11 protein-coding genes are annotated in these 14,781 nt (G+C 59.7%); 2 read left to right on the top strand and 9 right to left on the bottom strand.

From position 1 onward, the window contains the following. Positions 1–156: 156 nt before the first annotated feature. From AKL25_RS00830 to AKL25_RS00810, 5 genes are all read right to left on the bottom strand, one after another. A complete protein-coding gene (locus tag AKL25_RS00830) occupies positions 157–1,803 on the bottom strand; it encodes a methyl-accepting chemotaxis protein (RefSeq protein ID WP_050475756.1) in 1,647 nt (548 codons plus the stop codon). 274 nt (positions 1,804–2,077) lie between these two features. Further along, a complete protein-coding gene (locus AKL25_RS00825; protein ID WP_050475755.1) occupies positions 2,078–3,700 on the bottom strand; it encodes an ABC transporter ATP-binding protein in 1,623 nt (540 codons plus the stop codon). Further along, positions 3,697–4,749: an ABC transporter permease gene (locus AKL25_RS00820; RefSeq protein WP_050475754.1), complete on the bottom strand. Its 1,053-nt coding sequence runs from the start codon at positions 4,747–4,749 to the stop codon at positions 3,697–3,699. Before AKL25_RS00820 ends, AKL25_RS00825 begins: the two co-directional genes overlap by 4 nt. Next, positions 4,746–5,801 (bottom strand): microcin C ABC transporter permease YejB, encoded by a 1,056-nt coding sequence (locus AKL25_RS00815; protein WP_050475753.1) that lies wholly within the window; start codon positions 5,799–5,801, stop codon positions 4,746–4,748. The genes AKL25_RS00820 and AKL25_RS00815 overlap by 4 nt, the downstream gene beginning before the upstream one ends. A gap of 46 nt (positions 5,802–5,847) precedes the next feature. After that, positions 5,848–7,647, bottom strand: coding sequence for an extracellular solute-binding protein (locus AKL25_RS00810; RefSeq protein ID WP_050475752.1), 1,800 nt, complete (start codon positions 7,645–7,647; stop codon positions 5,848–5,850). A 303-nt stretch (positions 7,648–7,950) separates the two neighbouring features. On the opposite strand from AKL25_RS00810, the gene fabI reads away from it, so the two are divergent. Both fabI and AKL25_RS00800 read left to right on the top strand, forming a co-directional pair. Further along, entirely contained in the window at positions 7,951–8,733 is a 783-nt protein-coding gene (gene fabI / locus AKL25_RS00805) for an enoyl-ACP reductase FabI (protein ID WP_050475751.1), read from the top strand. A gap of 422 nt (positions 8,734–9,155) precedes the next feature. Beyond that, positions 9,156–10,595, top strand: a complete 1,440-nt coding sequence (locus tag AKL25_RS00800; protein WP_050475750.1) for a DEAD/DEAH box helicase — start codon at positions 9,156–9,158, stop codon at positions 10,593–10,595. A gap of 137 nt (positions 10,596–10,732) precedes the next feature. On the opposite strand, the gene AKL25_RS00795 is transcribed toward AKL25_RS00800, so the two are convergent. The 4 genes from AKL25_RS00795 to AKL25_RS00780 are packed head-to-tail and all read right to left on the bottom strand — an operon-like array spanning position 10,733 to position 14,425. Then, positions 10,733–11,380 (bottom strand): PqiC family protein, encoded by a 648-nt coding sequence (locus tag AKL25_RS00795; RefSeq protein ID WP_083444520.1) that lies wholly within the window; start codon positions 11,378–11,380, stop codon positions 10,733–10,735. Next, positions 11,380–13,002: a PqiB family protein gene (locus AKL25_RS00790; protein ID WP_050475748.1), complete on the bottom strand. Its 1,623-nt coding sequence runs from the start codon at positions 13,000–13,002 to the stop codon at positions 11,380–11,382. Before AKL25_RS00790 ends, AKL25_RS00795 begins: the two co-directional genes overlap by 1 nt. Continuing rightward, entirely contained in the window at positions 12,999–13,778 is a 780-nt protein-coding gene (locus tag AKL25_RS00785) for a paraquat-inducible protein A (protein WP_205627190.1), read from the bottom strand. The genes AKL25_RS00790 and AKL25_RS00785 overlap by 4 nt, the downstream gene beginning before the upstream one ends. Next, entirely contained in the window at positions 13,775–14,425 is a 651-nt protein-coding gene (locus AKL25_RS00780; RefSeq protein WP_050475747.1) for a paraquat-inducible protein A, read from the bottom strand. The genes AKL25_RS00785 and AKL25_RS00780 overlap by 4 nt, the downstream gene beginning before the upstream one ends. Positions 14,426–14,781 lie beyond the last annotated feature (356 nt).

The raw sequence follows: 14,781 nt of genomic DNA, 5'->3' as shown, positions 1-14,781 counted from the left end.
GGCGCGACGGCTTTATTCCATCGTCGTGAAAATAAATTTGGAGAACGTCCGGAAACGGCAAGGAAGAAGACGCCGGACCGGCACTGGCGCGTATCCGGCGTTAGAAAGAAGAAAGGATCAGCTTGAAAAATATTAACAAAAAGACAGCAAAACAGATCAGGCTTTGGCTATCGCCAGCACCGCCGGCAACCGCGCAGCCTTCGACGCACGCGCGCCGCCGGGCTTTTTCAGCGAGACAACGTTACTGCCCTCATATCGATCGCCAAGCCGGAACACGCTGACCAGTTGCGCCAACGCCGCGGTCTGTTGCTGCATCGACAATGCAGCGCCGGCGGCCTGCTCCACCAGGGCGGCGTTTTGCTGGGTGGTCTGGTCCATCTGGCCGATGGCCTGGTTGACCTCTTCCAAGCCGTTGCTTTGCTCACGGCTGGCGGCCGATATCTCGCCGACGATGTCGGTTACGCGCTTCACGCTGGCGACCATGTCGGTCATGGTGGCTCCCGCCTGTTCGACCAGCGCGGTGCCTGAACCGACTTTGTCGACCGAATCGCCGATCAGCGTCTTGATCTCCTTGGCGGCGGACGCCGAACGTTGCGCCAGCGTGCGCACCTCTTGCGCCACCACGGCGAAGCCGCGCCCCTGCTCGCCGGCGCGCGCGGCTTCCACTGCCGCGTTCAAGGCGAGGATGTTGGTCTGGAAGGCAATCCCGTCGATCACGCTGATGATGTCGACGATCTTCTTCGAGGATTCATTGATGGAGTTCATGGTCAGCACGACGTCGCGCACCACATTGCCGCCGGCGACCGCGATGTCGGAGGCCGAGGTCGCCAGTTGACTGGCCTGTTTCGCATTGTCAGCGTTTTGCCTGACGGTGGAAGTCAGCGCATCCATCGCCGACACGGTTTCTTCCAGCGAACCGGCCTGCTGCTCGGTGCGCGACGACAGGTCGGCGTTGCCGGCGGCGATCTGGGCCGAGGCGCTGGCGATGGCGCCGGTGCCGGAGCGCACCTGCGACACAATCTTCAGCAGGCCTGCGTTCATGTCGCGCAACGCCGCCAGCAACTGGCCGGTTTCGTTGCTCGCATCGACTTCGATGGCGCTGCTCAGATCTCCATCGGCCACGGTGCGTGCAATCGCCACCGCCCGCGCCAGCGGCGCAGTGATGGAGACCGAGGTGTACCAGGCGATCGCCGCGCCCGACAACAAGGCGATCAGCGAAATGCCGAGCAGCAGGTATTCAGTCTGGCGCGCGTCTTCAGCCGAGCGGCGCACATTGTCCGCCATGCGTTGCTCCTGGAAGGCGATCGTGCCGTCCAGCGTCGTGAAGTAGGCTTGCTGCACCGGCAAGACCTCGCTGTACAGCAAACGCATCGCGTCGTCCCTCCGGCCTTGCAGCAAGGCATCGGTAAAGTGCGCGCGTGCGGCAACGAACTTCTGGCGTCCCGCAATGAGCGCGGCGACATATTCCCGTCCCTGCTCCGCCGCGCTCGCCTTGTCGATCTCATTGACCGTCGCGCCGACGATGCGCGCGTTGATCTCGATCTTGTCGAACTCGGATCGGATCTTGTCGGCATCGGTGGTCAGCAAGGCGTTGCGCATGCCGATGACGACGTCGTTGACCTTGTCCTTGATGCGATGCGCCAGGATGGTCTTGGGATAGAGATCGGTATTGGTCTGGCCGATATTGGCGTTCAGCGAGGCGATGCGGCCGTAGGTGAAAAATACGATCGCCAGCAGCAGTATGGCGATGACGCCGAAACTGAGCGCCAGTTGGTGTCCGATACGAAGTTTCCTGAATGTCATCTTGTTTCCTCCCTGTTGGCGCGTGCAATGGCATGGGCAATGCGTTCGCCGGCCAGCGCGCCTGCATGGGCGCAGCGCTGTTCCGACCATAAGTAAACAGGGGCTACCAGTTTTTTATTCCCGTATTGCGAAAATAAATCGAGGGAAATTAATTCAACAACGATGGCAGCAAGAGAATAGTTGAATCGCCGCCGTACATGCTGCTAAGCATGTACGGGGAAGAAGATTTGATGCAGGGCTGCAGAAATGGATGAAATGACTACGACCGATCGCCTCAACCGCCGGCAAGGTCGGGATCGTCGCCAATATCATCCCTGATATTGTCGGCCGCATAAGTCGCCGCCGCCAGCAAGCGCTGGGTATAGGCGTGCGACGGCTGCTGCAACACATCGGCAACCGCGCCGCCTTCCACCACTTTGCCGTCTTTCATGACCAGCACCTGATGCGCCATGGCGCGGATCACGGCCAGGTCGTGGCTGATGAAGAGATAGGTCAGGCCATGCTTGCGTTGCAGCTGCGCCAGCAACTGCAATACCTGCTGCTGCACCGTCACGTCGAGCGCCGAGGTCGGCTCATCCAGCAGCAACAGCTCAGGCTTGAGCACCACGGCGCGCGCAATCGCAATGCGCTGGCGCTGGCCGCCGGAGAACTCATGCGGATAGCGTTGCAGCATGTCTTCGGACAATCCGACTTCGTACAACGCAGCGACCACTTCAGCGCGTTGCTGTACAGCGCTCAGGTGCGGTTGATGCAGCGCCAGTCCTTCGCCGACGATTTGTTCAACTGTCCGGCGCGGCGACAGCGAGGCAAACGGATCCTGGAACACCACCTGCATGCGCGCACGCAAGGGCCGCACGGCGGCCGACGACATGGCGCTGAGTTGCTGACCGTCGAAACGAATCTTTCCCTCCACCCGGGCCGACGACAAGCGCAGCAAGGCCATGCCCAGCGTCGACTTGCCCGAGCCGGACTCGCCCACGATGCCCAGCGTCTCGCCTTTGCGCAGGCTCAGATCAACGTCATCGACCGCGACGAACTGCTTGCGGCGCAGCCAGCCCTGCCTGATCGAAAAACTGCAGCGCAGACGTTCCGCAGTCAGCAGCACCGGTGCATCAGAGGCGATCTCGTCGACATTGCGTTTAGGCTGGCTGGCGAGCAGCTTGCGCGTATAGGCTTGCTGCGGCGCTGCAAACAAGGCAGCGGTATTGCCGGTTTCGACCAGCTTGCCTTTTTCCATCACGCCGACGCGATCGGCGAAATGGCGAACCAGGTTGAGGTCATGCGAGATCAGCAGCACCGCCATGTTTTCCTCGCGCTGCAACTGGTTGAGCAATTCCAGAATCTGCACCTGTATCGTGACGTCCAGCGCCGTGGTCGGTTCATCCGCGATCAGCAGTTTCGGACGGCAGGCCAGAGCCATCGCAATCATGGCGCGCTGGCGCTGGCCGCCGGACAACTGATGCGGATAAGCCAGTGCGCGCCGCGCAGGTTCGGGAATGCCGGTTTTCTCCAGCAAGGCGACGGTGCGTTGCGCCGCTGCCCTGGCGCTCAGGCCTTCGTGCAGCATCAGCACTTCGGCGATCTGGTTGCCGATGGTGAACAGCGGATTCAAGGCCGTCATCGGTTCCTGGAAGATCATCGCCGCGTCCATGCCGCGCACGCCGCGCATGGCGGCTTCGCTCTTTTGCAGGATGTCGTCGCCGTTGAACAGGATCTGGCCGTCGTAGTTTGCATCCTGATTCAGGCGCAGCACCGACAAGGCGCTGACCGTCTTGCCGGATCCGGACTCGCCGACCAGGGCGAATTTCTCGCCCGGTTCGACCTTGAAACTGACGTCGTCGACCACGGTCGCATTGCCGAAACGCACCGACAGATTGCGGAGTTCAAGCAGGCTCATGCTTTCCTCCGCACATCGAGGGCATTGCGCAAGGCGTCGCCGATATTGGTCAGCAGCAGCAGGGTCACGGTCAGCACGATGAAGGTCGACAAGGCGATCCACCAGGCGTCGAGATTGTTCTTGCCCTGCGCCAGCAGTTCACCGAGGCTCGGTGTCGAAGGCGGCACACCGAGGCCGAGGAAGTCGAGGCTGGTGAGTGCGAGAATCGATGCGCTCATGCGGAACGGCAAGAAGGTCACCACCGGCGTCAGACTGTTGGGCAACACGTGGCGCCAGATGATCTGCAGGTTCGACAGGCCCAGCGCGCGCGCGGCCTGTACGTATTCCAGATTGCGGTTGCGCAGGAAGTCGGCGCGCACGTAATCCGACAGACTCATCCAGCCGAACAGCGACAGCAGCACCAGCAGCAAGCCGATGCTCGGTTCGAAGATCGAGGAAAAGATGATCAGCAGATACAACTCCGGCATCGATCCCCAGATTTCCAGGATGCGTTGCATGAACAAATCGGTACGCCCGGCGAAGTAGCCCTGCACGGCGCCGGCCAGCAAACCCAGCACCACGCCGGTCGCCGTCAACGCCAGACCGAACAGGATGGAAATCCGGAAGCCGTACAGCAAACGCGCAAACACATCGCGCCCGCGGTCGTCCGTGCCCAGCCAGTTCTCGGAAGATGGCGGCGCAGGATTGGGTTGCGTGGCGAAGTAGTTAAGCGTGTCGAAGCGGTAGCGATTGAGCGGATAGACGGCCCAGTTGCCGTCCTTTTTGAATTGGTCCTGGATGAAGGGATCGAGGTAGTCGGCCGGCGAGGCAAAGTCGCCGCCGAATTCTTTCTCCGAGTAGTCGTACGCAATCGGGAACAGGATCTTGCCGTGATAGCTGGCTACCAGCGGCTTGTCGTTGGAAACCAGTTCGGAGCCAAGGCTGATGATGAACAGCACCAGAAAAATAATCAGGCTCCAGTAACCGTTGCGGTTCTGGCGGAAGCGCAGCCAGATGCGGCGGCCCGGAGAAATCGAAGGCGAAGGAGAAGTCGTCAAGGTCGCGCTCATTTGGCCAGGCTTTCAAACTGGACGCGCGGATCGGCCCAGACGTAGCAGAGATCGCCCAGCAGTTTCACCACGAGGCCGATCAGCGTGAACAGATACAGAGTGCCCATGACGACCGGATAATCGCGGCGGATCACCGACTCATACGACAGTAAGCCGAGGCCGTCGAGCGAAAACAGGGTCTCGATCAGCAGGCTGCCGGCAAAGAAGGCGCCGATGAAGGCCGCCGGAAATCCCGTCACCAGAGGAATCAACGCATTGCGGAACACGTGCTTGTAGAGCACCTTGTTTTCGGAGAGGCCCTTGGCCCGCGCGGTTAGCACATACTGCTTGCGGATCTCGTCGAGAAAGGTGTTCTTGGTCAGCATGGTCATGACGGCAAACGATCCGGCCACCGACGCCAGCACCGGCAAGGTGATGTGCCACAGGTAATCCTTGATCTTGCCCAGCAGCGACAACGTGGCCCAGTCGTCCGAGGTCAGCCCGCGCAGCGGGAACCATTGCAGGAAGCTGCCGCCGCCGAATACGACCAGCAGGAATACGCCCAGCACAAAGCCCGGAATCGAATAACCGACCAGCACCACCGCGCTCGACAGCGAATCGAAACGGCTGCCCTCGCGCACCGCCTTGGCGATACCCAGCGGCACCGAAATGAGATAGGTCAGGAAGAAAGTCCACAAGCCGATGGTGATCGATACCGGCATCTTGGATTTGACCAGTTGCCAGACATCGCCGTGGTGGTAAAAACTCTTGCCCAGATCGAAGGTGAGGAAGCCTTTGAGCATTTGCCAGAATCGTTCTGCCGGCGGCTTGTCGAAACCGTAGAGCGCCTTGATCTCGTTGACGCGGTCGATGTCGACGCCCTGGCGGCCGCGATAGGCGGAACCACCGCCGGCGGATTCATGCACGCCGGCGCGCCCTTTCAGTTCTTCCAGCGCCTGCTCAACCGGCCCGCCGGGTACGAATTGAATGACGGCGAAAGTAATGGCGATAACGCCGATTAGCGTCGGCAACATTAACAGCACGCGCTTGAGGATGTAGCTCCAAATATTCATGGCTGTCCGAGCCTCGCAAAAATCAATTCATTGGTCATGGTCGGTTTCATCGCGGCTTTTGCTCCCACCAGGTCGATACGACATAGGGGTTGGCTTCGTAATACAACGGCAGCTTGTCCGGTATGCCAAAACGATTGCGATAGGCGACGCGATGAGATGCCGAATACCAGTGCGGAATGGTGATGTAGTCATGCAACAGGACGCGATCAATGGCTCTTGTCGCTGTTACCAGGTCCTTGCGTGTCGTGGCCGCAACGAGATTCTGAATCAACTGATCGATGGCCTGACTGCGCAGTCCCCAAACGTTATTGGAGCCTTTTTCACCTGCAGCTTTCGAGCCGAACAAATCGAACATTTCGTTACCGGGGCTACTAGTCGCAGGAAAGGCCTGGCTGGTCATGTCGAAGTCAAAGTTTTCCATGCGTTTCTGCACCAGCGCATAGTCCGCCACGCGCTGATGCACTTGAATGCCCAGTTTGTCGAGGTTACGTACATAGACATTGATAACACGCGACATGGAGGATTGATCATCCAGAATTTCGAACGAAAAAATCTCTCCTTTGGCATTGCGCAAAGCGCCGTCGCGATATTCCCAACCAGCCTGCCGCAATAACTCGCGCGCCTTGAGCAAATTCTCACGCAAGGAATGCGGGGGATTGGTATCCGGAGGTAGCGGAGCCGGTCCGAACACGGCCGGATTGAGCTTGTCCCGCAGGGGACTGAGCAGCTTCAGCTCGTCTTCGGACGGTGTGCCCCGTGCTGCCAGTTCACTGTTGGCGAAGAACGAATCGATACGCGTGTACTGGTTGTAAAACAACTGCCGGTTCAGCCATTCATAGTCGAGCGCCAATCCCAAGGCCTGCCTGACGCGCACGTCCTGGAATTGCGGACGCCGCAGATTGATGACAAAGCCTTGCATGTTGGCGCCATTCTGATGTTTCAGATTGCGCTTGATAATCTCGCCGCTGGTGAATTTGGGACCGTTGTATGCACGCACCCAATTTTTTGCGCTGTACTCGACGACGACGTCAAACTCACCCGCTTTGAACGCTTCCAGTCGGGCCACATCGTCCTTGTAAAACCGATAGACGATGTTCTCGAAATTGAACGTGCCTTTGCGCACCGGCACATCCGTACCCCAATAATCGCTGCGACGTTTGTAGGTAATATTGCGGCCGACGTCGTAGCTGTCGATGGCATAGGGTCCGCTGGCAATCGGAGGCGTCAGTTGAATGTTGTCGAACGATGTTCCCGCAGCCCATTTCCTGGAGAAAATCGGAACGCTGCCAACGATCAAAGGCAGCTCATGATTGTTGGTCTTGAAATCGAAACGCACTGTTTGCACATCGAGGACGACGCACTGCTTGATATCGGCGAAGTAGGATTTGTATTGCGGCGCGCCTTTGCTGACGAGTGTATCGAAAGAATACTTTACGTCTGCCGCGGTAACCGGATCGCCGTTGTTGAAGCGCGCCTTGGGATTGAGATGAAATGTCATGGACATTCTGTCGGACGACAGTTGCATGTCGTCAGCGAGCAGGCCGTAGATGGTGGTGATTTCATCCTGCGAACTGATCGCCAGCGTTTCGAACATCAAGCTGTCGACCCCGGCAGCAGAAACGCCTTTCAGAGAAAACGGATTGAATTTGTCAAAACTCGTGCGCCGGTCCGGATTGGCCAGATACAAGGTGCCGCGCTTGGGCGCGTCGGGATTGACGTAGTCGAAATGGGTGAAACCGGCGGGATATTTGGGCGTGTCGTACAGCGAGAAGGCGTGTTCCGCATTGGCGGGGCTGAGATGACTGAGCATGCCCAGCAGCAAGGAAGTAAGAATGAATTTGCGCATGCGTCCTGTCGAAGTCGGATTCCCGTGAAATTCCTGCAAAGTTGTTGAGATGCAAAATTGATGCCTATTCTACCCAATGGCGCTTGGCGGCATTGCCGGCGATGACTGCATGACAAGCCGGCAAGAAGTCCCGGCCTCGTCTTCAGACCGCGAAAAATCGCCCCATCGGTTGCCCCCATCGCTGCAAGCCCCTACAATCTTGCCCAGTTCAGACGCAAATATACTGCATCGAATAGAAATCCCCTTATTTCGTCCCGGCCGATACCGTTTTTGGCGTCGTCGCGGCGATCACTCGGAGTCAACATGGCATTTTTGCAAGGCAAGAAAATCCTGATCACAGGTCTGTTATCCAATCGTTCCATCGCTTACGGCATCGCCACGGCGTGCAAGCGCGAAGGCGCGGAACTGGCGTTCACCTATGTCGGCGAGCGTTTCAAGGACCGTATCACCAAGTTCGCCGAAGAATTCGACAGCAAGCTGATTTTCGATTGCGACGTCGGCAGCGACGAGCAGATCAATGCCTTGTTTGCAGATCTGGGCAAATCCTGGGATCAGTTGGACGGCCTGGTGCACGCCATCGGCTTTGCGCCGAACGAAGCGATTGCCGGCGACTTCCTGGAAGGCTTCTCGCGCGAAGGCTTCAAGATCGCGCACGACATCTCGGCCTATAGCTTCCCGGCAATGGCCAAGGCGGCGCTGCCGATGCTGCGTCCGAACTCGGCGCTGCTGACCCTGACCTACCTCGGCTCCGAGCGCGTGGTGCCGAACTACAACACCATGGGCCTGGCCAAGGCGTCGCTGGAAGCCAGCGTACGTTACCTGGCGGAATCCCTGGGTCCCAAGGGCGTACGCGTCAACGGCGTGTCGGCAGGTCCGATCAAGACGCTGGCTGCCAGCGGCATCAAGGGCTTCGGCAAGATCCTCGGTTTTGTCTCCGACCACGCCCCGCTGCGCCGCAACGTAACGATTGAAGACGTGGGCAATGCGTCGGCCTTCCTGCTGTCGGACCTGGCCGGCGGCATCACCGGTGAGATCACCTATGTGGATGGCGGCTTCTCGCGTGTTGTCGGCGGGATTTCTGAGTAAGACGAACGAAGACTAGGGCCTGTTCGAAGTAAATCTCCGAATAAGCCCTAGTGCTAACTTCGACATTTTCCTGTATGATTCGCTTTGTGCATTGCAATACAATGTACAAAACGTGATCCGGCTGCCGCCACCATGGCAATCAGGTCGCTTAGCAGCTTCGCAAGCCCTAACTGTCGCGCTAGACAGTCGACAGTACGTAGTAAAAGCCCTCCCGCCTTGAGTGTCCTTAGTTTTTAAGCGACACCGTCCCGGCGCAAAGCTTTTGTGCCGAAATTTCTTTGTTTTTCATAGTCATTTCGTTGGTTGGCGTTGCTTTTTTGCGTTCACCGCATTTGTTGTGCGCTCGTTGCGTCCGATTCGTCGGCCGTAAGCTTGCGCTGCATTGCATTTGTCTGGCGCTCATACATAAAACGAAAGAAAACATGACTTTTGAAACACTAGGCCTGCACCCATCGATTATCAAAGCCTTGACCGACTCCGGCTACACCGCGCCGACTCCGGTCCAGGAACAAGCTATCCCTGCCGCCATCGCCGGCAAGGATCTGCTGGTATCGTCGCAGACAGGCTCCGGCAAGACTGCAGCATTCATGCTGCCGTCGCTGCACAAATTCGCCTCCATGCCGCCTGCCGCTCCCGGCGCGAAGACGCCAAACCAGGAAGCGCAAGCCGCCAAGGCGCGCGGCGACCGTCCACGTTTCCGTCCTGCACAGCCAAAGATGCTGGTGCTGACGCCGACACGCGAACTGGCCCTGCAAGTGACTACCGCAACCGACAAGTACTGCGCTCACATGCGTCGCCTGAAGGCCGTGTCCATCCTGGGCGGCATGCCTTATCCGAAGCAGATGCAATTGCTGTCGCGCAATCCTGAAATCCTGGTGGCGACACCTGGCCGTCTGATCGACCATATGGATTCGGGCAAGATCGATTTCTCCGAACTGGAAATCCTGGTGCTGGACGAAGCCGACCGCATGCTGGACATGGGCTTCATCGAAGACATCGAAAAGATCGTTGCGGCAACGCCGGCAACCCGCCAGACCATGCTGTTCTCGGCAACGCTGGATGGCGTCGTCGGCAACATGGCCAAGCGCATCACCAATGCACCGCAGATCATCCAGATCGCCGGTTCCGCCACCAAGCATGAAAACATCGCTCAGCGCGTGCACTTCGTCGACGATCTGTCGCACAAGAATCGCCTGCTGGACTTCCTGCTGCGCGACGTGACCATGGATCAGGCTGTTGTGTTCACCGCCACCAAGCGTGACGCCGACACCATCGCCGACCGTCTGAACATCGCCGGCTTCGCTGCCGCTGCTTTGCATGGCGACATGCATCAGGGCGCGCGCAACCGCACTCTGGACGGCATGCGCCGCGGCCAGGTCCGCGTGCTGGTGGCTACCGACGTCGCCGCCCGCGGTATCGACGTGCCGGGCATCACCCACGTGTTCAACTACGATCTGCCGAAATTCCCGGAAGACTACGTTCACCGCATCGGCCGTACCGGTCGCGCCGGCCGTAACGGCGTTGCCGTCTCGCTGGTCAATCACGCAGAAGGTATGCACGTCAAACGTATCGAACGCTTCACCAAGCAACCGATTCCGGTTGATGTCGTCGAAGGCTACGAGCCGAAGAAGACAGCCGCGCCTGCACGCAGCGCGCGCAAACCAGGCGGCTGGCGTCCAGGCGACAACCGCAGCGGCCCACCACGTTCGGGCAGCGGCAATGGTAACGGCAACGGCGGCGGTCGCAGCTTCGGCGGCAAACCGGCAGGCGCCGGCGGTCCGCGCAAAGAAGGCGGCGGCGGTTACAAGGGCGGTGGCGCCCGTGCCGACGGCGGCGCACGTCGCTCTTACGGCGATCGTTAATCTGCATTGACACTGCATGCTGTACCGGCGATCACCGTCCAACGGTGATCGCTGCAGCAAGCAGACAAGCCACAAAACAAAAGGCCGCTTCATTGAAGCGGCCTTTGTCATTGGCGTGGCGGTTTTGTGCGCGTTACTCAACTGCTGCAGGCGCCGCCCTTCCCTGCCCGCAAAGCCGTCACGTCGGCGGAGATGGCATCCGCCGCGTTGGCGACCGCGCGCTGCATGCCTTGCACCACGCCATCGATACCGATGCCGCCGACCGGCTCCACGACTGCCAGACGACACACCGTGCTGGTGTTGTTGTCGCTGCGCGTGACGGTCCAGCCGAAGGAAGCATCCACCTTGCCGCCCTTGACGGCATCGAGCTGACGCAATTCGACCACGATGCGATAGACCAGCTGATTCGCCGGACGTCCGCCGCGCGTCACGTCGACGGCGCCGAGACGATTGGCGACGCCGCTGGCCAGTGCATCGCGCAATTCATTGTTGAACGGTGCCGACCAGCGATCCTGTTCCAGGATGTCGACCCGCGTATCGTCCGTGCGCACCACGATCTGCGGCCGCGCCAGACGCTCGGGCACACTCACGGGCAAGACTTCGATGAAGGTCTGGCCGGTTGCCGGCGCAGCGGCGGATGCCTTGGTCGTCGCCGCCGAAGTGCCTGATGCACCGGCGGCAGCCAGGGTGTAGAAACGCGTCGGTGTCGTCGAGCATGCCGCCAACGTGAATACCGACGCCGCCGCCAGCATCGCCGCCGAAACCAATGTCAATCTGCGCTGCATTATTTATCCTCCTGCTTGCCGCGAATCAGCGATTCCGGATGTTGCTGCAAATAATCGGTCAAGACCCTGATGGACGCCGCCGCGCGCGACAGTTCCTGCATGGTTTGGCGCACGTCCTGCTGCAGCGGCGCATCTTCGGACAAGGTCCGTTCGGCGGCACTGAGCGTCTTGCGCGCATCGCGCATGGCGGCGGTGATTTCCGGCGCTACGTCGTTGTTGATCTTGTTCATGGTCTGCTCGGCGCCGGTCAGCGTGCGATTGAGCGTGGCCAGTGTCTTGCGCAGATCGTCGCCGATCTTGTCGAACGGCACCTTGCTCAGCTTGCGCGTAATGTCGCCGATCTGGTTCTGGATCTCGTCGAGGCTGTTCGGAATCGTCGGGAAGACCAGCGGCGTTTTCTCGATATCGATCTGCGCCGGTTCCGCATTCGGGAACAAGTCCAGCGCCACATAAACCTGGCCGGTGAGCAAGCTGCCGCTGCGCAGTTGTGCGCGCAGGCCGCGCGAAACCAGATAGCGCAGACGCTGACGCGGCGTATAGCGCGATTCCTGCTGTTCATTGAACTTGCGGCCGAGGCGATCCGGATACAGGGTCACCACCACCGGCATCAGGAACTGGCGCGTCTTGTCGTCGTATTCGATGCCGATCGACTTGACTTCGCCCAGCACCACGCCGCGGAAGTCCACGGCAGCCCCCGGTTCCAGACCGCGCAGCGACTGGTTGAAATACATCAGCACGGTTTGCGAGCGGCCGTCCGGCTCCTTGATGGCGGCGGCTTCGTCCTCGGCGAGACGGAAACTGGTGTTTTCCTTGGCGGCGGCGTTGGTATCGAAGTCATCCATCGACTTGAAGGCGATGCCGCCCAGCACGACCGTCGCCAGCGATTGCGTGTGCAGCTTGAAACCGCTGGCATTGATCTGCATGTCGAAGCCGCTGGCGTGCCAGAAGCGCGAGTTGATGCCGACGAATTTGTCGTAAGGCGCATTCACGAAAATGCGCAGCGTCACGCCCTTGCCGTCCTGATCGAGATCGTAGGCAGCAACCTGGCCGACCTTGATGCGGCGATAAAACACGGGCGAGCCGATGTCCACTGAACCGAGATCGGCGGCATGCAGCACGAATTGTTTGCCGGAGGTGTCGCGGGTAATGATGGGTGGCTGCTCCAGGCCGGCGAATTCTTTCTTGGTCTCTTCCGACTTGCCTGCATCGGCGCCGATATACGCACCGGACAGCAGCGTGTTCAGGCCGGAGATGCCGGATGCCGCCACGCGCGGACGCACCACCCAGAAACGCGTGTCGTCGGCAGTGAAGCTTTCCGCTTCCTTCGTCAATTGCACCGTGGTCACCACGTGCGAACGGTCCTTGCTCAGGGTGATCGATTGCACCTGGCCGATATCGACATCCTTGTATTTGACCTTGGTCTTGCCGGCTTCCAGGCCTTCGGCAGATGCGAAGCTGATGGTGATGACCGGTCCGCGTTCAATCAGTATCTTGGTGACCAGCGTCAGGCCGACGATGGCGGCGACGATGGGAATCAGCCACACCAGCGACGGCAGCCAGTTGCGCTGCCGGGTGCGCTTGGGCTCCGGCAAATGATGCGAGGGCGTCGTTTGTTCAGTCATTCACTATCCTTTTTTTGTTGCTCTTGCGGGTCGGCATGGTGCGACGACGGTATGTTCTCATCGGAATCCGGTTCGTCCCGATCCCAGATCAGGCGCGGATCGAAGCTCAGGGACGCCAGCATGGTCAGCACCACCACCGAGCCGAACGCCGCCACACCGACGCCCGCCGTGATCTTGGCGAAGCCTTCGATCTGCACCAGTCCGGTCAGCAGCGATACGACAAAGACATCCAGCATCGACCACCGTCCGATCGACTCGACGACGCGATACAGCTTGGCGCGCTGCAGGCGCTGCCAGCTGCTGCGCCGGCGCGCACTGACCGTCAGGATGATCAGCGACACCAGTTTGAACAGCGGCACCAGGAAGCTGGCGATAAAGACCACAATCGCCAGCTCCCAGGATCCGTCGACCCAGAAGTAGATGATGCCGCTCATGATCGTATCCTGCTGCTCGTCCAGCAGGGTCGTGGTGGTCATCACCGGCATCAGGTTGGCCGGAATGTACATGATGCAGGCCGCGATCAGAAAGGCCCAGGTGCGATTCAGGCTGTCGATCTTGCGCACATGCAGCGGGCTGTTGCAGACCTCGCAACGGGCGTCATCGCGGGCATCTTCCCAGACGGTGCCGCAATGATGGCAGGGGCGAAGGCCGGAGGAAATGGCGCTGCTCATCACGGGATCGGCGGCAGGGGCGGCAGGGGCGGCATGTGCGGCGGGTTCGCCTGCGAACGACGCGTCAGGTGCGGAGTGCGGGGCAGAATGCGTATCGGCGCTCATCGTGCCGGTTCCCCCTCATTGACCGGCGCAGCGTCGTCGAGATGCGCGATCACCAGCGAGCGCCACAGATAGCGCGGATTGAACGACACCACCGCCGTCAACACAATCGTCAGGGCGCCGAATGCCCACAAGGCCACGCCGGGGATCACCGTCGCCATATTCGACAACTTCACCACCGCCACCAGCACGCCCAGCAGGAAAACCTCCACCATGCCCCAGGGCCGGACCATCTGCATCAGCCGCAGCAAGGTCTTGACGCCGGGCCGATGCACGCCATGCGCCGTCGGCAACAACAGATAGAACAGCACCAGCAACTGCAGCAGCGGGAACAATATCGTCGTCGCCAGCACCAGCATGGCCACCAGCGACATGCCTTCCATCCCGAGCACCTTGACGGCGCCGATCAGCGTGGTCTGGCTGGTCAGGCCCTGCAACTCGATCTGCACGATGGGAAAGCTGTTGGCGATCACGAACATGATCAGACTGGCAACCGTCAGCGGCAGCAGGCGCTGCTGCCGGCTGCCGGTGTCGCGCTCCATCTCGGCGCCGCAACGCTGGCAGTGTGCGACTTCAGCGCGCCTGAGTACCGGCCTGTGATGCACTGCATCACACTCTTCGCAAACGATCAGGTCCGGACGTCTATGCATGAATTGAATAAATAGTGGAAATAAACCGAATAAAGAACAGATGTCGCCAAACTACGACGACAGGAACTTGGATTCTAACAACAAAAGGCCGCGTTTTTGCCCCTGTTTGGGCTCGCTTTCTGCCGAATCGGGCAGATAATGCTTGACAAGCCAAACGGCAATCTTCTAAAGTGAACAGATGAACTCCGCAACACAATTCTCCCTATCACTATCGCACTTCGCTGGCGCCCTGCTAGCGTTGCTACCAGTGACGCTACTACCAGCTTCGCGCTGATCCAGGTTTCCCCCTAGTTGTTGCAGTTTCCTCGCTGGCGTATTGGTCTGAAAGCATCCTAGACGGATCATCAGAATCACAT

The sequence above is a fragment of the Herbaspirillum rhizosphaerae genome (assembly GCF_001189965.1).
GTDB classification, from domain to species: Bacteria; Pseudomonadota; Gammaproteobacteria; order Burkholderiales; family Burkholderiaceae_D; genus Herbaspirillum; species Herbaspirillum rhizosphaerae.
The sequence above is the reverse complement of the archived record's forward strand: the minus strand, read 5'-3'. Positions and strand labels throughout refer to the sequence as shown.